Source organism: Streptomyces sp. NPDC006385 (genome assembly GCF_040612485.1).
GTDB lineage: Bacteria > Actinomycetota > Actinomycetes > Streptomycetales > Streptomycetaceae > Streptomyces.
In genome coordinates this window covers 52,836-76,324 of sequence record NZ_JBEXQG010000036.1, presented here as the reverse complement: position 1 = coordinate 76,324, position 23,489 = coordinate 52,836, and the positions used below count along the sequence as shown (strand labels likewise).

The following is a 23,489-nucleotide window of genomic DNA, read 5'->3' as shown; positions in this document are numbered from 1 at the left end:
TGCATGAGCGATCGCACGGTGCTGCACGTGAAGGGTCGGGTCCTCGTCGGCCCCGACGACGTCCGGGACGAGCTGTGGGTCGTCGCCGGCCGGGTCTCGTACGACCGCCCGGCCGGCGCCCGCGACATCCGCACCGTCCAGGGCTGGGCCCTGCCCGGCCTCGTCGACGCGCACTGCCATGTGGGTCTGGGCGCGCACGGCCCGGTCGACAAGGACGTCGCCGAGCGGCAGGCCCTGACCGACCGCGACGCGGGCGCCCTGCTGATCCGCGACGCCGGTTCGCCCTCCGACACCCGCTGGGTCGACGACCGCGAGGACCTGCCGAAGATCATCAGGGCGGGCCGGCACATCGCCCGCACCCGCCGCTACATCCGCGGCTACGCCCACGAGATCGAACCGGACGACCTGGTCGCCTACGTCGCCCAGGAGGCCCGGCGCGGCGACGGCTGGGTGAAGCTGGTCGGCGACTGGATCGACCGCGACCTCGGGGACCTGGCGCCCACCTGGCCGCGCGAGGCGGTCGAGGCGGCCATCGCTCAGGCGCACCGCCTGGGCGCCCGGGTCACCGCGCACTGCTTCTCGGAGGACTCCCTCCAGGACCTGGTCGAGTCGGGCATCGACTGCATCGAACACGCCACGGGCCTGACCGAGGAACTGATCCCGCTGTTCGCCGAGCGCGGCGTGGCGATCGTCCCCACGCTCGTGAACATCGCGACCTTCCCGAAGCTGGCCGACGGCGGCGAGTCGAAGTTCCCCCGCTGGTCGGCCCATATGCGCCGGCTCCACGAACGCCGCTACGACACGGTCCGCTCCGCCTACGACGCCGGGATCCCGGTCTTCGTGGGCACCGACGCCGGTGGCGCCCTGCCGCACGGCCTGGTGGCGGCCGAGGTGGCGGAACTGGTCACCGCCGGCATCCCCCCGGTCGAGGCCCTGGCGGCGACCACCTGGGCGGCCCGCGCCTGGCTCGGCCGCTCCGGTCTGGAGGAGGGGGCGGCGGCGGACCTCGTGGTGTACGAGTCCGACCCGCGGGCCGACGTACGGGTGCTGGCGGCGCCTCGACGGGTGGTGCTGAACGGCCGCGTGGTCGGCTGACGTTGACGGAGCGTGACAGGGTGCCGCCCTGGATCGTCGGGCGCTGCGTCTCGCGCTCCGGGGCGTCGGCCCGCGCGCTCTCCGGACACGCCGGTGCGACGGTGAAAGCATGGAACACCCGTGCCGCGTGATTCGAAAATGTTCACGGAAACCCCACGTTGGAGTGAAGTCCCTGCGGAATGCTGACGGTTCACTCTCGGTGCGCGATTCTTGCCGGGTCCCGAGCAAGTCTCCTCTGGGGGTCCCCACCTTGAACGGCAAGAACTTCCGCCTGCCCGCACGCCGTCTCGTCACCGTCGCGACGGCCACGGCCCTGACCGCCGGTCCCGCGGTCGCGGTCCTGGCCGTCGCCGGCCCCGCGCACGCGACCGGTGACGAGGGCCGCGCGAGCGCCGTCGTGCTGCGTACCGGGCTCGACGTCTCCCTGCTCAACAAGACCGTGAACGTCCCGCTCGCGGTCTCCCTCAACGAAGTACAGGCACCGCGCAGCGCCGAGAAGACGACGCTGACGGCGCGGTTGGACGGCGTCGACGGCGGCAAGCCGTTCAGCGTGCTGAGCGCGAAGATCGCCTCGTCCAAGGCGACGGTCGCCGACGGCAGGGCCGAGGGGTACAGCAACCTCGCCGACGCCAGGGTCCACGTCCCCGGACTGCCGCTCCTGTCGCTGATCGAGGTCGGCCAGGTCACCTCGAAGGCGACCTGCGAGGCAGGCAAGACGCCGACCGCCTCGTCCAACCTGCTGGGCGACGTCACCGTCCTGGGCAAGAAGGTCACGCTGACCGCCGGCGGGACCACGAACGTCCGGGTGCCGGGCGTGGGCGAGGTGCGGCTGAGCTACTCCAAGGCGGAGACCACGTCGCGTACGGCCGCCGCCACCGCCCTCGAACTCAAGGTCGCCGTCGACCCCTTGAAGCTGAACGTCGCCGAGGTCGAGGGCACCCTGACCCTGGCGAAGGCGACCTGCGAGACCCCGGCCGAGCCCGAGCCGGAGGCCGCCCCGAGCACCGAGCCGGCGGGTGGGGTCAAGCCCCAGGGCGAGTCCGCCGACGAGGGCCTCGCCGAGACCGGCGGCAACTCCATGACGCCGTACATCGCGGGCGGCGCGGTCGCGTTGCTCGTCGCGGGCGGGGGAGCGGTGGCACTGGCGCGCCGCAACCGCGGCTGAGACCGGGGGCGCTGCCGGACGCGCTTTCACACCCGGCAGCGCTTTCACGCCCGGTTCGGCACCGCCTTCACGCTCCGGCAGTGTGCTCTGAGCTCCGGCAGCGTGCCGCGCGCTCCGGCAGTGTGCCCGCGCTCAGTGTCCGGCCGATGTCGGTGCCCGGTGGGTGTCACGCTCGTTCCAGCGCCTGCGGGATCGAGTCGGCCGTGCCTTGGTCCCGCCCGTGCTGCCGGTCGCAGCCGGTCCCCGTCGAGCCCGGGGAAGGTGTGGCTGCGCCGGACCGCGACAACCGCTGCCGGATGCGCTTTCACGCTCCGGCAGTGTGCCCCGCGCTCTGGCAGCGTCCCGCGCTCAGTGTCCGGCCGGCGTCAGCGCCCGTTCCAGCGCCCGCAGGAACGAGTCGGCCGTGCCCCGGTCCCGTACCGCCAGCCGCAGCCAGTCCTCGCCCAGCCCGGGGAAGGTGTCGCCGCGCCGGACCGCGAAACCGAGGTCGCGCAGACGTCGGCGTACGGTGGCCGCCCCCGGCAGTCGTACGAGGACGAAGGGGCCCTCGGCGGGCTCGACGACCCGGAGTCCGGCCGACGCGAACTCGCCCAGCCCGGCGACGAGATGGGCCCGGTCGGCGGCGATGCGGTGGGCCGCGTGGGCCGCCTCCGCCAGGGCCGGCGGTGACACGCAGGCCGTCGCGGCGGCGAGCGCGGGCGTGGAGACCGGCCACAGGGGCTGGGCGCGCTCCAGGTCGGCGATGGTCTCCGGGGCGGCCAGGACGTAGCCGATCCGCAGCCCGGCCAGCCCCCAGGTCTTCGTCAGGCTGCGGAGCACCACCAGACCCGGCACGTCCGTCCGCCCCGCCAGCGCCTCCCGCTCACCCGGCACCGCGTCGATGAACGCCTCGTCCACCACCAACGTCCGCCCGGGACGGGCGAGTTCGGCGAGGGCATCGGCCCGGTGCAGGATCGATGTCGGGTTCGTGGGGTTGCCGATCACCACCAGGTCGGCGTCCTCGGGAACGGCCGCCGGGTCGAGCCGGAAGCCGTCCGCCTCCCGCAGCAGCACCCGGTCCACGGTGTGCCCGGCGTCCCGCAGCGCCGCCTCCGGCTCCGTGAACTGCGGGTGCACCACGACCGGCCGGCGCACCTTCAGGGCGCGGGCCAGCAGCACGAACGCCTCCGCCGCCCCCGCCGTCAGCAGCACCCGCTCGACCGGCAGATCGTGCCGCGCCGCCACCGCCGCCCGCGCGGCCCGCCCGTCCGGGTAGGCCGCGAGCCCGCCCAGCGACGCCGCGATGCGCTCCCGCAGCCACACCGGCGGCGTGTCCGCGCGGACGTTCACGGCGAGGTCGACGAGCGTCGCGCCGTCGTCGCGGACCTCGGCGTCGCCGTGGTGCCGGAGGTCGTGCGGCTCAGTGGGCATGGGAGTGGGTCCCATGGTGGTGGCCGTGGCCGTGGCCGTGGCCCTGTCCGTGGCCGTGTCCGTGGTGGTGGCCGTCGTCGTCGGGGTGGAAGTGCGGCTGCTGGGGCATGCCGACCTTGTCCTCGAAGCCGGGCAGCGCGACGCGGTACACGCACGAGTCGCAGTTCATCCGCAGATCGCCCGCGACGGCCTCCTCGTATCGCTGCAGCACCAGGTCGAGCAGTTCCGGCTCCGGACCGATGACGTCCGCCGAGCGCACGTCGATCTCCGGGTGCGCGGCCGCCCAGCCCTCCGCCTGGTGCCGCACGCGGTCCGGCAGGACGCCGGTGAAGAGGAAGTACGGGAGGACGACGATCCGCCGCGCCCCGAGCCTGGCGCACCGGTCGAGGCCGCTCGGCACGTCCGGCGCCGCCAGCGACACGAACGCCGTCTCCACGCCCGCGTAACCGCGCCCCTCCCACAGCAGCCGCGCCGCCTTGTGCACCTCGGAGTTGGCGTCCGGGTCGGTCGAGCCGCGCCCGACCAGCAGCACGGTCACATCGGCCCGGTCCCCGGGCGTGCGCCCCTCGGTGCCGAGCGCGTCGTCGAGGCGTCGTTCGAGCACCGACAGCAGCGACGGGTGCGGGCCCAGCGGGCGGCCGTAGGTGTACGAGATCCCCGGGTGCCGCTCCTTCTCGCGGGCCAGCGCCGCCGGGATGTCGCCCTTGGCGTGCCCGGCGGACACCAGCATCAGCGGCACCGCGGCGAAACGCCGTACGCCCCGCTCGACCAACTCGGTCACGGCCTCGCCCAGCGGTGGCGGGGACAGCTCGATGAAGCCGCCCGCGACGGGCAGTTCGGGGTGGCGGCGCCCCAGCTCCCGGACGAAGTCGCGGAACGCCTCGGCTCCGGCGTCGTCACGGGTGCCGTGACCGGCGAGGAGCAGGGCGGGCGGCGGGGTGGTCACGATGTCTCCTCGGAGTGTGAAACGGGCTGGTACAGCGGGGCGTCCGCCGGTGGACCGACGCGGTTCACTCGGCACCCTCCTGTTCCGGTGATCTCTCCTGCCAGCGGTAGCCGCGCGGCGTCACCATCCGGCCCGCTACCGTGCGGGTCGCCGTGTTGCCCACGGTCACGACCGTCATCATGTCGACCGTGGCCGGGTCCAGGGCGCCCAGTGTCGTGAGCCGACCGGACTCGTCCGGCCGTGACGCGTTCCGTACGACACCGACCGGCGTCGTCGGCGGGCGGTGCCCGGCGAGGATCGCGAGGGCCTTGGACAACTGCCAGTCCCGGCCGCGCGAACGCGGATTGTAGAAGGTGACCACGAGGTCCGCCTCGGCCGCCGCCCGCACCCGCCGCTCGATGACCTCCCAGGGCGTGTGCAGGTCGGAGAGGCTGATGGACACGTGGTCGTGGCCGAGCGGGGCGCCCAGGATCGCGGCCGCCGCGAGGGCCGCCGTCACGCCGGGCACGCCGATCACGTCGATGTCGTCGGACGCCTCCGCCAGCGCGGGGGAGGCCATGGCGTACACGCCCGCGTCCCCGCTGCCGATCAGCGCGACGGCCTGCCCCTTACGGGCCTCCGCCACCGCCGTCCGGGCCCGCTCCTCCTCCGCGCCGAGCCCCGACTCCAGCACCCGGGTGCCGGGCCGCAGCAGATCGCGGATCTGGTCGACGTACTGGTCGAGACCGACGAGCACGGCGGCCCGCTCCAGCTCCGCCCGGGCCCGCGGCGTGAGCAGGTCCCGGGCGCCCGGCCCGAGCCCGACCACCGCGAGCCGGCCGCGTCCAGGACGCCGTACGACGGCACAGGTCGCCCTCGCCGGCTGTCCGTCGGCGCGCTCGGACTTCCGCTTGGGTACGAGGAGTTCACCGCCGCGCACCAGGGCGGCGGCCTCGGCGACGGAGGGGGTGCCGACGGCCGTGAGGGGCGCGTCGGAGGGGTTGGGGACCTCGACGGCCGCCAGCTCCTTCGCGGAGTGGGTGACGAGGGGGACGCCGAGCCGGGCGGCGGCCTCGACGATGCCGGGCTCACCGGCCTTGGCGTCGACGGTGGCGAGTTCGGCGAGGGACGCGGGGGAGAGACCGGCGTCGTCCAGCGCCCGCTCGATCAGCCGGAGGACCTCGTCCACGGGGGCGCCCTTCGAGGCACCGACGCCGACGACGAGGGACGGCGGACGCAGCACCACCTCGCGCTCGGCGGGCTCGACGAGCCGGTCCGTCACACGGATCGCGTACGCCCCCTCGGCGCCGGCCCGCAGCGGCGGCAACGGCCAGGCCACCTCGGCCCGCAGCGCCACCGGTTCGCCGTCCAGCAAGGCCCGCGAGACCCCGGCGACATCACCCTCCACCGGCAGCCCCAGCATGTCCAGGCCGGGCAGGCCCACGGCATCCGTCGCCGTGGTCACCACCGGCTCGGCGCCCAGCAACGCCCCGACCTCACGGGCGAGTTCGTTGGCCCCGCCGCCGTGCCCGCCGACCAGCGACACGGCGAACCGCCCGCCCTCGTCGACGCACACCACCCCCGGGTCGGCCGCCTTGTCGGCCAGCAGCGGGGCGATCAGCCGGACGACCGCCCCGGTCGCCAGGAAGCACACCACCTGCTCGCACTCCGCGAACGCCCGCCGTACGGCGTCCGCCACGGGCCCGCCGTACACACGCGTGCGGTCCGGCCACGCCGCGGCCAGCCGGTCCCGCGCCGCCGCCCCCGCCGCGGTGGCGGAAATGAGACCGATCACTGTGCGACTCCTTCGGAACAGACACCTGTGATCACTTACTCGCCCCCCGCTCGCGCAGCGCCCGGCGGGCCTGCGGGTCGGCCCTGCGGTACCCGTGGAAGTGGCCGGGGTGGTAGAGGTGCGAGCGCGTGCCGTGCGCGTCGAGGGCCGGGCCGACGAGGAAGAGGGTGTGCTTCCAGAGCTTGTGCTCCTTGACGGTCTCCTCCAGCGTGCCGACGGTGCACTTCACGACGAGTTCCTCCGGCCAGGTCGCCTGATAGGCGACGACGACCGGCGTGGACGTCGGATACCCGCCCTCCAGCAGCTCCCGTACGAGCTGCCCGCTCCGGGCGGCCGACAGGAAGACCGCCATGGTGGTCCCGTGCCTGGCGAACTCCCGCACCTCCTCGCCGGGCGGCATCGGCGTCTTGCCGCCCCCCAGCCGGGTGAGGACGACGGACTGGGCGACCTCGGGGATCGTCAGCTCCCGCCGGGCGAGCGCGGCGACGGCGGAGAACGCCGAGACCCCGGGCACGACCTCGGTCTCGATGCCGATCCCGGCACACCGGTCGAGCTGCTCCTGCGTACCGCCCCAGAGAGCGGGGTCACCGGAGTGGATCCGGGCGACGCGCAGGCCCTCCGCACGGGCCCGCTCGTACACGGCGACGACGTCCTCCAGGGACATGGTCGCCGAGTCGAGGATCTCGGCGTCCTCACGCGCGTGCTGGAGGACCTCCGCCTGGACCAGGCTGGCCGCCCAGATCACCACGTCGGCCTCCGCGATGGCACGCGCGGCCCGGAACGTCAGCAGATCGGGGGCGCCGGGGCCGGCACCGACGAAGGTCACCTTGCCGGTGGGGGCGTCGGCCATGGGAATCGGTCCTCTCGTACAGGGGGTCGGCAGGGGGCGGTCAGGGGAGTGGGCGTCAGAGCTTTCCGCCCCGGCCGCCGTCGCGCCGGGCGGGGGCGATGAGCGTGGAGAGGTAGGGCAGGGGAGTGTCGTCGAGCTCGGCGGCCGGCCGGATCGACTCCTCCGCCAGCCCGAGCGCCGACCCCCACACCGCGTCCCCGATCCGCCCGGTCTCCCGCAGCGCCTCGGCGACCTCGCCCGCCTGCCGGCCGAACTTGTAGGCGACGACCGTGCCGGGCCCGGCGAGAGCCTCCTTGAGCACGGCGGCCCCCGCGGTGACGGGCACGAGCGTCAGCGGCTCGGTCCCCTCGGTCAGCACGGCACCCGACCGCGCGGCGAGATCCTGCATGGCGGTGATGCCCGGCACGGTCTCGACGACGGTCCCCGGCACCAGCTCGGCGACGGTCTGCGCGAGATAGGTGAAGGTGGAGTACACGTTGGGGTCGCCGATGGTCGCGAAGGCGACGCGGGCATGGCCGCGCAGCAGCTCGGCCACCCGCTCACCCGCCGCGTCCCAGGCGTCCTCACGCCGCGCCCGGTCGCTCCGCTCGTTCAGGGCGAACACCACCCGGACGACCTTCTCCTCGGGCACGTAGTGCAGCACGGTCGCCTCGGCCCGGCCCCGCTCCCCGCTGTCCATCACCGGTACGACGACGACCTCGGCGGCCCGCAGCGCGTTGACGCCCTTGACGGTCACCAGCTCCGGATCGCCGGGACCGACCCCGACCCCGATCAGCCTGCTGCTCATGACGTGCGGCACCTCTCCACGAACCGACGGGCGACACCGGGTCGGGCGGCCCAGTGCGTGTGCAGATAGCTCGCGTGCACGCCCCGCTGTACAAAGCCCTCGACCCGTCGCTCAGGGGTACGCACACCCCAGGCCGGCGCCGCCCCCGCGCCCGGCTCGACGACGGTCCGGTGAAACTCGTGCGCCCGCATCCGCGTCCCCGCGCCGGCCAGCGCACTGTCGCTCACGGCGACGGCGTCCCGGTACCCGAGCGTGAGCCGCCCGCTCATCCGGGCGCTCGCGTCCAGCACCCCGCACATGGGCTGCCCGTCGAGCTCCCGGCAGAGGTAGAGCAGCCCGGCACACTCGGCGGCGACGGGAGCACCGCTCGACGCGAAGTCACCGATGGCCTTGCGGAGGGGGTCGTTGGCGGCCAGCTCGGCGGCGTACACCTCGGGAAACCCGCCCCCGACGACCAACCCGCGGGTCCCTTCGGGGAGTCGCTCGTCCCGCAGCGGATCGAAGGGGACGACCTCGGCACCGGCGGCGGCCAGCAGCTCGGCATGCTCGGCGTAGGAGAAGGTGAAGGCGGGACCACCGGCGACGGCGACCACCTCACGTCCGCTCGGGGCGATCACCGGGGGCTCCCACGGCTCACCCGTCAACGCACCCGCACTCCGCGCCAGCCCCAGCAACCCTTCCAGATCGCACCCCTGGGACACCTGCGCGGCCATCGCCGCCACCGCCTCCACGGCCTCCGCCCGCCGCTCGGCGACCGGCACCAGGCCCAGGTGCCGCGACGGGGTGTCCACCTGGGGCGCCCGCCGCAACACCCCGAGCACGGGCACCCCGGTCGCCTCCAACGCGTCCCGCAGCAGCTCCTCGTGCCGGTCCGAGGCGACCTTGTTCAGGATCACGCCCCCGATCCGCACCTCCGGGTCCCAGGACGCGAACCCGTGCACCAGCGCCGCCACCGACCGCGACTGCGACGACGCGTCCACGACGAGCACGACCGGCGCCCGCAGCAGCTTCGCGACATGCGCGGTGGACGCCAGTTCCCCCTCCTTGGCGGCCCCGTCGTACAGCCCCATGACCCCCTCGACGACGGCGAGGTCACAGCCTCGCGCCCCGTGCAGGAACAACGGTCCGATCAGCTCCGGCCCGCACAGGTACGCGTCGAGGTTGCGCCCCACCCGTCCGGTCGCGAGCGCGTGGTAGCCGGGGTCGATGTAGTCGGGCCCCACCTTGTGCGGGGACACGGCCAGCCCCCGCGCGGTGAGCGCGGCCATCAACCCCGTGGCAACGGTGGTCTTGCCGCTGCCCGAGGAGGGCGCGGCGATGACCAGCCGGGGCACGGACGTCACCACTCGATGCCTCTCTGGCCCTTCTGACCGGTGTCCATCGGGTGCTTGACCTTGGACATGTCGGTGACGAGATCGGCGAAGTCGAGCAGCTTCTCGGGCGCGTTCCGCCCGGTGATCACGACATGCTGGGTCCCGGGACGGTGGCGCAGCACGTCGACGACCTCGTCGGTGTCGACCCAGCCCCAGTGCAGGGGGTACGCGAACTCGTCGAGCACGTACAGCTTGTACCGCTCGGCGGCGAGGTCCCGCTTGACCTGCTCCCAGCCTTCCCGGGCCTTCTCCTCGTTGTCCAGCTGATCGTCGCGCTGCACCCACGACCAGCCCTCACCCATCTTGTGCCAGTCGACGGTCCCGCCCTCCCCGGACGCCCCCAGCACCCGCAGCGCGTTCTCCTCGCCGACCTTCCACTTGGCCGACTTGACGAACTGGAACACCCCGATGGGCCATCCCTGGTTCCAGGCCCGCAGAGCGAGCCCGAAGGCGGCGGTGGACTTGCCCTTGCCCACCCCCGTGTGCACGACGACCAACGGCCGGTTACGGCGCTGTCGCGTCGTCAGCCCGTCCTGCGGTACGACACTCGGCTGTCCCTTGGGCATTACGCGGCCCTCCTCGAAGTCCCCTGAACATTCCTGACCAACCCGGCGATCGAGTCCGCCCGCAACTCGTCCAGCGTCACCGCCGTACCTCCCAGCTCACCCGCGAGCCGCCCCGCGAGCCCCAGCCGCACGGGCCCCGACTCGCAGTCCACGACCACGGACGCGACCTCCTCGGCCGCGAACAACCGGGCGGCCCGCCCCGCGAGCGCGACCGGCTCCGGCCCACCCGTGGCCCGCCCGTCGGTCACGACCACGACGAGCGCCCGCCGAGCCGGATCCCTGAGCCGCTCCACCCGCAGCACCTCGTGCGCCTTGAGCAGCCCGGCCGCCAGCGGAGTACGGCCACCCGTGGGCAGCGACTCCAGCCGAGCGGCGGCGGCGTCCACCGACGAGGTCGGCGGCAGCGCCACCTCGGCGGCCGCCCCCCGGAACGTCACCAGCCCCACCTTGTCGCGCCGCTGGTACGCGTCCAGCAGCAACGACAGCACGGCCCCCTTCACCGCACTCATCCGCTGCCGGGCCGCCATCGACCCGGAGGCGTCCACGACGAACAGCACGAGGTTCCCCTCGCGTCCTTCCCGCACGGCCTGCCGCAGATCGTCCCGGCGCACCACCAGCCCCGGCCCGGACCGGCCCCGAGCCCGCTGATGCGGCGCGGCCGCCTGCACGGTGGCCGCCAGGTGCAGCTTGGTCAGCGCCCCCTGGGGACGCCGGGCCCCGGTGGTCCGCCCGTGCTCCGTCCGCGCCCGCGAACGCCGCCCGGCGGCACCCTCGCCGATGCCCGGCACGCTCAGCACCTTCGCACGGAAGGGCTCGGAGGCCCGCGCGGCCGGCTGCTCGCCCGCTCCGGCCCCCGAAGGCTGCGGCTCCCCGCCTTCCCCGGCCTCGGGACGCGCGGCCGTGTCACCACCCTGCGGGCCACCGTCGGCCTGCGGCGGCCGCCCGCCGCCACCCCCACCGGGCCCGTCCGGATCGGGGTCCTCGTCACCCTCCCCGGAGAACTCCTCCAGCGTCTGGTCGAGCTTGTCCTCGTCGAGTCCCGGCGCGTCGAAGGGATTGCGTCGCCGCCGATGCGGCAGCGCGAGCAGCGCCGCCTGCCGCACATCCTCGGCGAGCACATCCGTGCGCCCGGCCCACGCGGCCAGGGCGGTGGCCGTACGCGCCATCACGATGTCGGCCCGCATCCCGTCCACCTCGAACGCGGCACAGGTCGCCGCGATCTGCCGCAGCGCCCCGTCACCGAGCCGCACCGACGGCAGCAACTCCCGTGCGGCGACGATGCGTTGACGTACGGCCGCCTCCTCGTCCGCCCAGCGGGCCGCGAACCCGGCCGGGTCGTCGTCGTACGCGAGCCGCCGCCGTACGACCTCCACCCGCTGCTCGGGCTCCCGCGAGGCCGCGACCTCCACGGTCAGCCCGAACCGGTCGAGCAACTGCGGCCGCAGCTCGCCCTCTTCGGGGTTCATGGTGCCGACCAGCAGGAATCGGGCGGCGTGCCGTACGGAGACGCCCTCGCGCTCGACGTACGACGCGCCCATCGCGGCGGCGTCCAGCAGCAGGTCGACCAGGTGGTCGTGGAGGAGGTTGACCTCGTCGACGTACAGGATGCCGCGGTGCGCGTCGGCGAGCAGGCCCGGCTCGAACGCCTTGACGCCCTCCGCGAGCGCCCGCTCGATGTCCAGCGCGCCCACCAGCCGGTCCTCGGAGGCGCCGACGGGCAGCTCGACCATACGGGCCGGGCGCTGTGCGCCCGCGCCCGCCTCGTGCGGCCCGTCCGGGCACGCGGGGTCGGGAGCGCCGGGGTCACAGGAGAAACGGCACCCGGGGACGACCGGCACCTGCGGCATCAGCGCCGAAAGCGCCCGTACGGCCGTCGACTTGGCCGTGCCCTTCTCGCCGCGCACCAGCACGCCGCCGACCGCCGGTGACACGGCGTTCAGCAGCAGCGCGAGCCGCAGGTCGTCCTGGCCGACAACGGCCGTAAAGGGGAAGGGGGTAGTCACGCCGCGATCACTCCTTCGAGTGCCTCATGAGATGGCAGGGTGCCGCGAGCTGCGGAGGCTGCCAGGCTGTTGCTCTGATCTCCGCCGACGCGGAGGTGATCCGTCGAACCCGTGGACACCGCGCGGGATGACGTGCTCCCTGCCACTGCGGGGGTTTCCGGGGAGATCACTCTTCTCCCTCCAGATCACCCTCGAGTTCGAGGTAGGTCGCCCGGAGCCGGTCCAGGGTGTCCTGGTCCGGCTCTGCCCAGAGGCCCCGGTCCGCTGCTTCCAGCAGGCGCTCCGTGATCCCCCTCAGCGCCCATGGGTTGGACTTGCGCATGAAGTCCCGGTTCTCCGGGTCGAAGACGTACTCGGCGCTGAGCTTCTCGTACATCCAGTCGTCGACGACCCCGGCCGTGGCGTCGTACCCGAACAGGTAGTCCACGGTCGCCGCCATCTCGAACGCGCCCTTGTAGCCGTGCCGGCGCATCGCCGCCATCCAGCGCGGGTTGACCACCCGGGCGCGGAAGACGCGGTGCGTCTCCTCGCCGAGGGTGCGGGTCCTCACCTGGTCCGGTACGGCGCTGTCACCCACGTACGCCTCGGGGTTGGCGCCCGTCAGGTGCCGCACCATGGCGACCATGCCGCCGTGGTACTGGAAGTAGTCGTCGGCGTCGACGAGGTCGTGCTCGCGGGTGTCGACGTTCTTCGCGGCGATCGCGATCCGCCTGAACGCGGCCTCCATGTCCCCGCGCGCCGCCCGCCCGTCGAGCCCGCGCCCGTAGGCGTAGCCGCCCCAGACCGCGTACACCTCGGCCAGGTCGGCGTCGGAGCGCCAGTTCCGGGCGTCGATCAGCGGCAGCAGACCGGCGCCGTAAGCGCCCGGCTTGGAGCCGAAGACACGGGCCGTCGCGCGCCGCCGGTCACCGTGCTCGGCGGTGTCCTCGTCGGCGTGCGCCTTGACGAAGTTCCGCTCGGCGGGCTCGTCCAGCTCCGCCACCGTCCGGACGGCGTCGTCGATCAGCCCGACGACGTGCGGGAACGCGTCCCGGAAGAACCCGGAGATGCGCACCGTGACGTCGATGCGCGGCCGGCCCAGCTCGTCGAGGGGGATCACCTCGAAGCCGGTCACCCGGCGCGAGGCGTCGTCCCACACCGGACGGCAGCCCAGCAGCGCGAGGATCTCGGCGATGTCGTCGCCCTGCGTGCGCATCGCGGAGGTGCCCCACACCGTGAGGCCGACGGACCTCGGGTACGCGCCCGTGTCCTGGAGATACCGCCGCACGAGCGAGTCGGCGAGCGACTGCCCGACCTCCCAGCTCAGCCTGGACGGGATGGCCTTGGGGTCGACGGAGTAGAAGTTCCGGCCGGTCGGCAGGACGTTGACCAGCCCGCGGGTCGGGGAGCCGGACGGACCCGCCGGGACGTAACCGCCGTCCAGGGCCTTGAGGATGTGGCCGATCTCGTCCGTCGTACGGGCCAGACGCGGCACGACCTCGGTGCAGGCGAACTCCAGCACGGCGACGGCGTCGGGGAATTCGGCGCCGAGGACCTCCCGCAGCAGAGCCGGGACGGCCGTGACGTCCCAGTCCCGCGCCTCCATGCCCTCCGCGATCCGCCGGCACAACCGCTCCAGCAGGTCGATGGCGTCGGCGGCCGTACGCGACGGCCCCTCCACCAGGTCGATCAGCTCCGCCGGCACCTTGACCGGCGCCCCCGGCTCGGCGAGCAACTCCTTCTCGACGAGCCCGAAACGGTCCGCCAGCGACGCCCGCAGCCCCGGCAGCGCGTTCGCCTGCCCGCCCCACACCTGCGAGGCACGCAGCACGGCGAGCACGAGGTTCACGCGCGGCTCACCGACCGGACCGCCACCGAGGATGTGCAGACCGTCGCGGATCTGCACGTCCTTGATCTCGCACAGATAGCCGTCGATGTGCATGACGAACTCGTCGAACGCGTCGTCGTCCGGCTGCTCGTCGACACGCAGGTCGTGGTGGAGCTCGGCCGCCTTGACCAGCGTCCAGATCTGGGCGCGCACGGCCGGTGCCTTGGTCGGGTCCAGGTCGGAGACGAGCGCGTACTCGTCGAGCAGCTGCTCCAGCTTGGCCAGGTCGCCGTAGGTGTCGGCCCGCGCCATCGGCGGCACCAGGTGGTCGACGACGGTGGCGTGTCCGCGCCGCTTGGCCTGGGTGCCCTCGCCGGGGTCGTTGACGATGAACGGGTAGATGAGCGGCAGGTCACCGAGAACGGCGTCCGGCGCGCAACCGCCGCTCAGCCCGAGCCCCTTGCCCGGCAGCCACTCCATCGTGCCGTGCTTGCCCATGTGCACGACGGCGTCCGCGCCGAAGGAGTTCTCCAGCCACCTGTACGCCGCCATGTAGTGGTGCGACGGCGGCATGTCCGGATCGTGGTAGATCGCGATCGGGTTCTCGCCGAAGCCGCGCGGCGGCTGGATCATGACGACGACGTTCCCGAACTGGAGCGAGGCGAGGACGATGTCCTCCCCGTCGACGTACAGCGAACCCGGCGGCTCCCCCCACGCCTCCAGCATGGCGCCCCTCAGGTCGGGGTCGAGCTCGTCGAACCACGCCCGGTAGTCGGCGAGCGGCACGCGCGCGGGCGCGGCGGACAACTGCTCCTGGGTCAGCCACTCGACGTCGTGACCGCCGGCCTCGATGAGCCGGTGGATCAACTCGTCTCCGTTGTCCGGGTACTCGGTCAGCCCGTACCCGGCGTCCCGCAGCGCGTCCAGGACCCGTACCGCCGAGGCGGGTGTGTCCAGGCCGACCGCGTTGCCGACCCGGGCGTGCTTGGTCGGGTAGGCGGTGAAGACGAGCGCGAGCCTCTTGTCCTGGTTCGGCTTGTGCCTCAGCCGCGCGTGCCGTACGGCGACACCGGCGACGCGCCCGGCCCGCTCCGGGTCGGCGACGTACACGGGCACGTCGTCCGGGCCCCGCTCCTTGAAGGAGAACGGAACCGTGATCAGCCGCCCGTCGAACTCCGGGATCGCGACCTGCATCGCCGCGTCCATGGGGGACAGCGCGGCGTCCGACGCGTCCCAGGCGGCGCGCGCGGAGGTCAGGCACAGCCCCTGCAGCACGGGGACGTTCAGCTCGGCCAGCCTGCCGATGTCCCATGCCTCCTCGTCGCCGCCCGCCGACGCCTGCGAGGCGTGCGTGCCGCCGGCCGCGAGGACCGTGGCGACCAGGGCGTCGGCCTTCCCCAGGAGCTCGTACAGCCCGGCGTCGGCCCCGCGCAGCGAACCGCAGTACACGGGAAGGGCGTTGGCGCCGTGGGCCTCGATGGCGTCGCACAGGGTGTCCACGAAGGCGGTGTTGCCGCTCAGCTCGTGCGCCCGGTAGAAGAGCACGCCGACGGTCGGACGGCCCTCTTGGAGCGCCCGGCCGCCATGGACGCCGTACTCGGGCATCGGCTGCGGCGCGGCGAACCCCTCGCCCGTCAGCAGCACGGTGTCGGAGAGGAACCGGGCGAGTTCGGCGAGGTTGGCGGGGCCGCCCTCGACGAGGTACTTCAGCGCCTCGGCCACGACACCGGCCGGGACGGACGACTCGGCCATCAACTCGGCGTCGGGGACCGCCTCGCCGCCCAGCAGCACGGTCGGGATGCCGGACGCCCTGAGCGCGGCGAGCCCGTCCTCCCAGGCCCGCTTGCCGCCCAGCAGGCGTACGACCGCGATGTCGGCGCCCGCGACGAGCGAGGGGAGTTCGGACGTCACCTCGATCCGGGTCGGATTGCCGATCCGGTACGCGGCACCGCAGGCACGGGCCGCGAGCAGGTCCGTGTCGGCCGTCGACAACAACAACACAGTGCTCATGCGGGCGCTCCCGGTGGAATGAAGGGCAGTCCTCGCGGCGCGCCCGACTCGATGAGTCGCCACAGCGCGTCCGTGTCCGCGTGCTGTTCGATCAGATCTCCGAGCCGGTCGAGCTGCTCCTCGCGCAGCGCGGCGAACGACGTGTCGGCGGCCGGCACGAAGCGGCGGCCCGCGGCGGCGGCCACCTCACGCAGGAAGGCCCGCCGGAAACCGTCCGACTCCAGCGAGCCGTGCCAGTGCGTGCCCCAGGTCTGACCGACCCGGCAGCCGTCCAGGAAGGGTTCCCCGCCTGTCACTTCGGCGACTCCGTGGTGGATCTCGTACCCCTCGACGGGCTCCCCGAGAGCCTCGCCCACGGGACGGGTCAGCGTCTTCTCGCGGGCGAACCGCACCCGCACGGGCAGGATGCCGAGCCCGTCGACATGGCCCCTGCGGCTCTCGACGTCGTCCTCGATGTGCTCGCCGAGGATCTGGAAGCCGCCGCAGATGCCGAGGACGGGCCGCTGCTCGGCGACCCTGCGCACGAGGGCCTCGGCCAGCCCCCGCTCCCGCAGCCACTCCAGCGCCCGGACCGTCCCCCGGGTCCCCGGAACCACCACGAGGTCCGCGTCGGCCAGTTCCTCCGGCCGGTCCACGAACCGCACGACGACCCCCGGCTCGGCGGCGAGCGCGTCCACGTCCGTGAAGTTGGACATCAGCGGCACGGCACAGACCGCGACCCGCAGCACGTCCTCGCCGACGGGGGAGGAGACCTGCGATTCCCGTACGGCCCCGCGCAGCGAGACCCTCAGCCCGTCCTCCTCGTCGATGCCGAGTCCGTGCCGGAACGGCAGCACGCCGTACGTACGCCGCCCGGTGAGGGTGTGCAGCATGTCCAGGCCGGGTTCCAGGAGGCCGACGTCCCCGCGGAACTTGTTGACCAGGTATCCCGCGACGAGTTCCTGGTCCTCGGGTGAAAGGAGCGCCACGGTCCCGAAGAAGGAGGCGAAGACGCCCCCGCGGTCGATGTCGCCCACCACCAGCACGGGCAGCCGCGCACTGCGCGCGACGCCCATGTTGACGATGTCGGTCCGCCGCAGGTTGATCTCGGCGGGAGAACCCGCCCCCTCACAGATCACCGCGTCATACGTGCCCCGCAACTGCTCCAGACAGTCCAGCACGGTCCCGAGCAGCCGCTGCTGCCGCCCACCGTGATACCCGCGCGCGCTCAGTTCCCCGACCGGCTTGCCCAGCAGCACGACCTGACTGCTCTGCTCACCGCCCGGCTTGAGCAGCACGGGGTTCATCAGCGCGGTCGGTTCGACCCGGCAGGCCTGCGCCTGCATGGCCTGCGCCCGCCCGATCTCGGCGCCCTCCCTCGTCACGAACGAGTTGAGGGACATGTTCTGCGCCTTGAAGGGCGCGACCTTGACGCCCTGCCGCACCAGCCACCGGCAGATCCCGGCGGTCACGACGCTCTTGCCGGCGTCGGAAGTGGTACCGGCGACAAGAAGTCCACCGCTCATGCTCTGTGCCCCCTCTTCAGCAACCGCGCACCGGCGCACACCCCGAGCGCGAGCCAGGTGACGCGCCGCGACAGCCGTACGGCCCGTTCGACGTCGGGCGTGACGACGGCACGCCCTCGCGTGTTCAGCACGGGCCGGTGCTCCACCCGCCCGCCGTAGGAGAGCGTCCCGCCCAGCCGCACGCCGAGGGCCCCGGCGAAAGAGGCCTCCACGGGCCCGGCGTTGGGGCTCGGATGCTGGGCCGCGTCCGCCCGCCAGGCGCGTACGGCCCCCCGCGGATCCGGTCCGGCCAGCGCCGCGAGCACGGCGGTCAGCCGCGCTCCCGGCCAGCCCGCCACGTCGTCGAGCCGGGCCGAAGCCCACCCGTAGCGCCGGTACTTGGGCGACTTGTGCCCCACCATGGCGTCGAGTGTGTTCACGGCCCGGAACCCGACCAGCCCCGGCACACCCCCGAGGGCCCCCCACACCAGCGCCCCCACGACCGCGTCGGAGGTGTTCTCGGCGACGGACTCCACCACGGCCCGCGCGATCCCGTCCGCGTCCAGCGCCTGCGGATCCCGCCCGCACAGATGCGGCAGCCGCGCGCGGGCCGCCTCGACGTCCCCCGCCTCCAGCGCGCGCCCGATGATCCGGGCCTCCCGGGCCAGCGAAGTCCCGCCGACGACCGCCCAGGTGGCGGCACCGGTCAGCGCGACGGAGGCGACGGGGGACGGACGCACGACACGAGAGGCGACGGCACCCAGCGCCACGGCGCCACCGGCGCACACGGCGGTGTGCAGCGCACCCCACGCGCGGTGGTCGCGCCACAACACACCCTCGACGGCAGCGGCGACGCGCCCGAACGCGGCGACCGGATGCCCCCGGCGCGGGTCACCGAGCAGCAGATCACCGAGAAGTCCGGCGGCGGCGCCGTACGCGAAGACGCGATCGGCACGCATCGGCGTCAGCCGACCGCGGGGGAGGGCAGCGCCCCGGTACGGAACCTCAACCTCGAACGGCAGCCGAGCATCGCGTTATGTCCTCACTCAGGGTGTCCACGCCCTGGTTCGACGAGACCGGCGGTGAGAGTTCCTGGCTCCCGGGGCTTTTCACCCCGGTGACAGTGGCGGGACCGCGCCGGATTCGCACCGGCTTCCTCTCCTGCCGCCGTACATGGCCCCGGCAGTCCACCACGGAGTGGAAGGACCGTCAACTTGCCGTTGACCTGCGCGGGGAGAGTGTGCGAAGGCCCACACAGGCGTGAGGTGCGAGACGGTGTTCCGTCCCGCACCTCGAGTGCTCGCGCGCGCTCCCGCGCGCTGTGTGTCAGGCCACGATCGCCGTGTGGGTCACGCCACGATCAGGTAGATGCCGTAGCCCACGGCCGCCGCGCACGCCGCGAAGCAGGCGTAGGCGCCGGTGACCGCGAGCGCGGCCGAGTCGCCCTGGGCCGCCGCGCGTTCACGGCGGGACAGGCCGGTGATGCCGAGGGTGAACAGGCCCACCAGGGCAACCGTGACCACGAGGCTGACACCGAAGACGGAGCCGAGAGCCGCCCAGTCGATCTTCATGCTTCTTCTTCCTTGAGTAACCGGCGAGGAGTGACCGGGTGGGGGTCAGACGGTGGCCTTCGAGGGCTCCGGCTCGGCGGCCGGGGCCGGAACCGTGGCCGCGACGTCCTCGGTCACCGTGCCCGCCGGCGGCGGGGTCACGGCGGCCATGGCGGTGGTCACCACGCCGGCCGGTTCGTCGGTGTCGTTGACGTTGGTGTGGTCGACGATCTCGCGGCGGGAGATCTTCCAGATCGCGGCGCTGGAGCCGACCAGGAAGACCGCGACGAGGGCGGTGCCCCAGTCGCCGAAGCCGGTCACGTACTCGGCGAGCGCGCCGACCAGGGCGGCCGCCGGCAGGGTCAGGCCCCAGGCGACGAACATCCGGGTGGCGGTCGACCAGCGGACCACGCCGCCCTTGCGGCCGAGGCCCGCGCCCATGACGGCGCCGGAGACGGAGTGCGTGGTGGAGAGGGAGAAGCCGAGGTGGGAGGAGGCCAGGATGACCGTGGCCGCGCTGGTCTGGGCGGCGAAGCCCTGCTGCGGCTGGAGGTCGGTCAGGCCCTTGCCCATGGTGCGGATGATGCGCCAGCCGCCGAGGTAGGTGCCGAGCGCGATGGCGACGCCCGCGGAGAGGATGACCCACATGGGCGGGTCGGAGTCGGGGGCGAGGGTGCCACCGGCGACCAGGGCGAGGGTGATGATGCCCATGGTCTTCTGCGCGTCGTTCGTGCCGTGGGCCAGGGAGACCAGGCCGGCGGAGGCGATCTGGCCGGCGCGGTAGCCCTTCTTGGACGCGTCGCCGTCGGCCTTCTTGCCGAGGGTGTAGGTCAGGCGGGTGGCGAACATCGCGGCGATGCCCGCGACCAGCGGGGCGGCGATCGCCGGGATCAGCACCTTGGTGACGAGCACGTCGCCGTGGACCGCGCCGAGGCCGGCCGAGGCGACGGTGGCGCCGATCAGACCGCCCATGAGGGCGTGCGACGAGCTGGAGGGCAGGCCCACCAGCCAGGTCAGCAGGTTCCAGAGGATCGCGCCGACCAGCGCGGCGAAGATGACTTCGGGACGGATGCCGGCCTCGTCGACGAGGCCCTTGGAGATGGTGTTGGCGACCTCGACCGAGAGGAAGGCGCCGACGAGATTGAGGACGGCGGACATGGCCACCGCGACCTTGGGCCTCATGGCGCCCGTGGAAATGGTCGTGGCCATCGCGTTCGCGGTGTCGTGGAAACCGTTCGTGAAATCGAACGCGAGTGCGGTTACCACCACAATCGCGAGGATCAGCGAGAAGCTTTCCATTTACCCAGGCAATCGTTCGAGGTCATTGGCTCGATGAACGTAGGTAACCTGAGTGAACGGAAGGTGAACTGAGGCGGGCCGCGCGGTGTCCGGGAGGGAGGGTTTCCCCCATGCCGACGGAGGCTCTCGCTCCGCTTGGTGGCGCGCGGCCCGGGCGCCGCGCGGCAGGCGCCTTTCGCAACAGGCCCTAGTGGCCCCGGGCGAACTTCCGCAGCTGTGTCGTGGAGCCGTTGAAGAGATTCTGGTCACCCGGCAGGCTGCCGCCGTTGTCGTACTGCCAGAAGGTCCACAGCCGCCATCCGGCCGGCAGCGTCCCCGCGTCGGCGGAGTTGTAGCGGGCCGCCCACAGCGCGTGATCGGCGGCGAAGGCGCGGCTGGCGCCGGTGCAGGTGTTCCACCAGTGGGTGGTGGTGTAGATCACCGGGCGGCGGCCGGTGAGCCGCCGCACCTCGTCGCTGAAGGACCGGATCCAGCCGACCATCCTCGCCTTTGTCAGCCCGTAGCACTTGTGCTTGCCGTACGGGTTGTACTCGATGTCGAGCGCGGGCGGCAGGGTCCAGCCGTCGGGCCGCCAGCCGCCGCCGTTGCGTACGAAGTGCGCCGCCTGCGCCTGGCCCGAGGACCTGTTCGGCAGGGCGAAGTGGTACGCGCCGCGGATGAGGCCGGCGTTGCGGGACCCGTTGTACTGCTGGTCGAAGTAGGGGTTGCGGTAGGTGTGGGACTCGGTCGCCTTCACGTAGACGAACCGGGCGCCCTTCGCCTTCGAGCCCTGCCAGTCGACGTTCTTCTGGTGCGACGAGACGTCATGGCCCTTGGGCCTGCCGGCGGCCGACGCCGGGATCTCGGCGAGCGCGGTTCCGCCGAGGGTGAGTGCGGCCACGGATGCCGCTATGAGGCGGGAGCGGTGACGGGACGGTTTGCGATCACGAGCCATGTTTCCCCCCGGAATGGCGACGTGCACGACAAATCCCCCAGAGGTTATGGGAAGGTCGTTTCATACTGAGCGATCTCCGGCCAAGTAGGGGCAGAGACTGCTATGTCCTCATATGCACCCTTCCGGACGTCGGTCTTCCGCCCTAAAGTGCCCCGGCTCCGGGGTCGGTTGAGGGCGTGTCGGGGGCTGACTGGCAGGATCGCCGCATGACTGGCGAGCGGCAGGATCAGCGGGGCAGGAAGGTGCGTCCCGAGGAGGTGGACGCCTGGGAGTCCCTCGTGGCGACGGCGCGGCGGACCGTGTCCGACGGACTGGTCGTCGGCACGTCCGGGAACGTCTCGGTACGCGTCGGGGACACGGTGCTGGTCACACCGTCCGGAGTGCCGTACGACCGGCTGACCGCGGAGGACGTGACCGGGGTGGACCTGGAGGGCGGACAGGTGCTGGGCACGCTGGTGCCGACGAGTGAGCTGCCGATGCATCTCGCCGTGTACCGCGCCACGGACGCCGGCGCCGTCGTCCACACGCACGCCGTCCACGCGACGGCCGTCTCGACCCTGGTCTCCGAGCTTCCGCTGATCCACTACATGGCCGCGGCCCTCGGCGGCCCCGTCCGGGTTGCCCCCTATGCGACCTACGGCACCCACGAGTTGGCCGAGAACATGCTCCGGGCCCTCACCGACCGCACCGCCTGCCTCCTGCGGAACCACGGCACGATCACCTACGGCACCACCCTGGACCAGGCGTACGACCGCACCGCCCAGCTGGAGTGGATGTGCCGCCTGTGGCTGACGGCCTCGTCGGTGCCGGGGCTGTCGCCGACGTTGCTGTCGCGGGGGCAGGTGGCGGAGGTGGGGGAGCGGCTGCGGGGGTACGGGCAGCGGGGGTGAGGCGGGCGGCCGGTGGAGGGCGCCTCACTCCGGGCCGCCCTCCCACTGGCCCGCCCCCGCGTCCGCCCGGACACTGGACACGTGCGCACTGTCAAAGCGACGGCCGCTGCCGTCACCGTGGCCCTGGCCGCCGGCGTCGCGAGCGTCGCCGCCGGGCGGTTCGCCAGTGGCGCCGCGTTGACGGCACCCCCCGGCAGGCCCCTGCCCACCGAACCCCGGCTCACCGTGCACGCCACGGCCGCCGGCCAGATCGCGCTCACCCGCGACCTGGCCTCCCTGCGCCCCGGCACCTACGGCCTCTCCGGCGACGGCTCGCACGCCGTCGTCGGGCCGGTCCTCGCCGCGGCGAAGCACTCCGCCGACACCGTCGTACGCCGCCTGGAACGCGTCACCCACGGCACCCTCGACCCCGGCGACACTGTCTGGCTCACCGCGAACGTGCACGTCGGCAACCCCGGCTCCGCCCTCGGCCTCGACCACGCCGACGTCGACATCCCCGGCGAACTCGGCTCCCTGCCCGCATGGTTCGTCCCCGGCAGCCGAAGCACCTGGGTCATCGCCGTGCACGGCCTCGGCACCACCCGCGAACACGCCATGAACGTCATGGGGTTCCTCAGCGGCCGCCACTTCCCGGTCCTCGCCCTCGCCTACCGGGGCGACCTCGGCGCGCCCCGCCCGCCGGACGGCCTGGGCCACTTCGGCGAGACCGAGTGGCGCGACCTGGACGCGGCGATGCGCTACGCCGTCCGGTACGGAGCCAAGCGGTTCGTCCTGCTCGGCTGGTCCACCGGCGCGACGATGGCCCTGCGCGCCGCCGCGCACTCGGGGCTGCGTGACCGTGTCTCCGGCCTCGTCCTGGACTCCCCGGTGCTGAGCTGGGAAGCCACCCTGCGCGCCCTCGCCGCGGCCCACCACACACCGAGCGCGCTGCTGCCGCTCGCCGTCCGCGCGGCACAGGGCCGCACCGGCCTCCGCGCCGGCCGCGAAACCGACACCGGCGCCCCCGACCGGCTCACCGTGCCGACCCTGATCTTCCACGGCCCCGACGACAGGGTGGCCCCCTGGACCCTCTCGCGCCGCCTGGCCCACGCCCACCCCCGCCTCGTAGCCCTGCACACGGTCGAACGCGCCCCCCACGCCGCCATGTGGAACGCCGACCCCGAGTCCTACGAAGAGGCCCTGCGGCGCTTCATCACCCCACTCATGTGACGTCCCCCCTCGCCCCGGTCCCCGACGCGGCCGCGCCGGCGCGCGCACCCGGTCCCGCAGATTCCGTTTAACCCCGTACCACTGGCCTGTTATCGGTCCCCCGCCGTCCCCAGGACCCCGTGCGTTGGCCATCCCCGTCGCCCCTGGTGACATTCCGTTTGGGTTTTCGGACCGTCAACCGGAAGACTGCACCCGTGACGTCCCGTATCCCGCGCGACTCCAGGCTTCGACTCGTCCGCCCGCGACCCCTGGCCGCCGCCCCCAGAGCCGTGAACCAGCGGCGCCCACGCCGCCCCGCACCGCGCCCTCCGGAGGGCACACCGGCCCGGGCCGAGCT

The 23,489-nt window shown here is 73.3% G+C and carries 18 protein-coding genes and 1 riboswitch; of the genes, 4 read left to right on the top strand and 14 right to left on the bottom strand.

Annotated elements, in window-relative coordinates:
* Nucleotides 1-3 precede the first annotated feature (3 nt).
* Complete coding sequence (locus ABZ078_RS25575; RefSeq protein ID WP_356578795.1) at nt 4-1,095, top strand: amidohydrolase family protein; 1,092 nt, start codon at nt 4-6, stop codon at nt 1,093-1,095.
* A 250-nt stretch (nt 1,096-1,345) separates the two neighbouring features.
* On the top strand, nt 1,346-2,260 hold the full coding sequence (locus tag ABZ078_RS25570; protein WP_356578793.1) for an SCO1860 family LAETG-anchored protein: 915 nt from the start codon (nt 1,346-1,348) through the stop codon (nt 2,258-2,260).
* Nucleotides 2,261-2,608: 348 nt separating this feature from the next.
* On the opposite strand, the gene cobC is transcribed toward ABZ078_RS25570, so the two are convergent.
* The 14 genes from cobC to ABZ078_RS25500 form a co-directional block, all read right to left on the bottom strand.
* Nucleotides 2,609-3,670, bottom strand: a complete 1,062-nt coding sequence (cobC, locus tag ABZ078_RS25565) for an Rv2231c family pyridoxal phosphate-dependent protein CobC (protein ID WP_356578791.1) — start codon at nt 3,668-3,670, stop codon at nt 2,609-2,611.
* A complete protein-coding gene (locus ABZ078_RS25560; RefSeq protein ID WP_356578789.1) occupies nt 3,660-4,616 on the bottom strand; it encodes a sirohydrochlorin chelatase in 957 nt (318 codons plus the stop codon). The genes cobC and ABZ078_RS25560 overlap by 11 nt, the downstream gene beginning before the upstream one ends.
* 64 nt (nt 4,617-4,680) lie before the next feature.
* A complete protein-coding gene (gene cobJ / locus ABZ078_RS25555; RefSeq protein WP_356578787.1) occupies nt 4,681-6,390 on the bottom strand; it encodes a precorrin-3B C(17)-methyltransferase in 1,710 nt (569 codons plus the stop codon).
* A gap of 31 nt (nt 6,391-6,421) precedes the next feature.
* A complete protein-coding gene (cobM, locus tag ABZ078_RS25550; protein WP_356578785.1) occupies nt 6,422-7,240 on the bottom strand; it encodes a precorrin-4 C(11)-methyltransferase in 819 nt (272 codons plus the stop codon).
* A gap of 55 nt (nt 7,241-7,295) precedes the next feature.
* A complete protein-coding gene (gene cobI, locus ABZ078_RS25545) occupies nt 7,296-8,027 on the bottom strand; it encodes a precorrin-2 C(20)-methyltransferase (protein ID WP_356578783.1) in 732 nt (243 codons plus the stop codon).
* Complete coding sequence (locus ABZ078_RS25540; RefSeq protein WP_356578781.1) at nt 8,024-9,373, bottom strand: cobyrinate a,c-diamide synthase; 1,350 nt, start codon at nt 9,371-9,373, stop codon at nt 8,024-8,026. Before ABZ078_RS25540 ends, cobI begins: the two co-directional genes overlap by 4 nt.
* Entirely contained in the window at nt 9,367-9,966 is a 600-nt protein-coding gene (cobO, locus tag ABZ078_RS25535; RefSeq protein ID WP_356578779.1) for a cob(I)yrinic acid a,c-diamide adenosyltransferase, read from the bottom strand. Before cobO ends, ABZ078_RS25540 begins: the two co-directional genes overlap by 7 nt.
* Nucleotides 9,966-11,969 (bottom strand): putative cobaltochelatase, encoded by a 2,004-nt coding sequence (locus ABZ078_RS25530; protein WP_356578777.1) that lies wholly within the window; start codon nt 11,967-11,969, stop codon nt 9,966-9,968. The genes cobO and ABZ078_RS25530 overlap by 1 nt, the downstream gene beginning before the upstream one ends.
* A gap of 166 nt (nt 11,970-12,135) precedes the next feature.
* On the bottom strand, nt 12,136-15,786 hold the full coding sequence (cobN, locus tag ABZ078_RS25525) for a cobaltochelatase subunit CobN (protein WP_356578775.1): 3,651 nt from the start codon (nt 15,784-15,786) through the stop codon (nt 12,136-12,138).
* On the bottom strand, nt 15,783-17,291 hold the full coding sequence (locus tag ABZ078_RS25520) for a cobyric acid synthase (RefSeq protein ID WP_356578773.1): 1,509 nt from the start codon (nt 17,289-17,291) through the stop codon (nt 15,783-15,785). The genes cobN and ABZ078_RS25520 overlap by 4 nt, the downstream gene beginning before the upstream one ends.
* Nucleotides 17,288-18,229, bottom strand: a complete 942-nt coding sequence (locus ABZ078_RS25515; RefSeq protein ID WP_356578771.1) for a cobalamin biosynthesis protein — start codon at nt 18,227-18,229, stop codon at nt 17,288-17,290. Before ABZ078_RS25515 ends, ABZ078_RS25520 begins: the two co-directional genes overlap by 4 nt.
* Nucleotides 18,230-18,334: 105 nt before the next feature.
* Nucleotides 18,335-18,469, bottom strand: a riboswitch (cobalamin riboswitch).
* A gap of 150 nt (nt 18,470-18,619) precedes the next feature.
* The gene (locus tag ABZ078_RS25510) at nt 18,620-18,841 is read right to left on the bottom strand and encodes a hypothetical protein (RefSeq protein ID WP_356578770.1); all 222 of its coding nucleotides are present in this window, start codon (nt 18,839-18,841) and stop codon (nt 18,620-18,622) included.
* Between the two features lie 45 nt (nt 18,842-18,886).
* Complete coding sequence (locus ABZ078_RS25505; protein WP_356578768.1) at nt 18,887-20,119, bottom strand: inorganic phosphate transporter; 1,233 nt, start codon at nt 20,117-20,119, stop codon at nt 18,887-18,889.
* A gap of 187 nt (nt 20,120-20,306) precedes the next feature.
* Nucleotides 20,307-21,053, bottom strand: coding sequence for a lysozyme (locus ABZ078_RS25500; RefSeq protein WP_356578766.1), 747 nt, complete (start codon nt 21,051-21,053; stop codon nt 20,307-20,309).
* A 206-nt stretch (nt 21,054-21,259) separates the two neighbouring features.
* Here ABZ078_RS25500 and ABZ078_RS25495 point away from each other — a divergent pair, with 206 nt between their 5' ends.
* A complete protein-coding gene (locus ABZ078_RS25495; protein ID WP_356578764.1) occupies nt 21,260-21,943 on the top strand; it encodes a class II aldolase/adducin family protein in 684 nt (227 codons plus the stop codon).
* Nucleotides 21,944-22,024: 81 nt separating this feature from the next.
* Nucleotides 22,025-23,152: an alpha/beta fold hydrolase gene (locus ABZ078_RS25490; RefSeq protein WP_356578762.1), complete on the top strand. Its 1,128-nt coding sequence runs from the start codon at nt 22,025-22,027 to the stop codon at nt 23,150-23,152.
* Nucleotides 23,153-23,489: the final 337 nt, after the last annotated feature.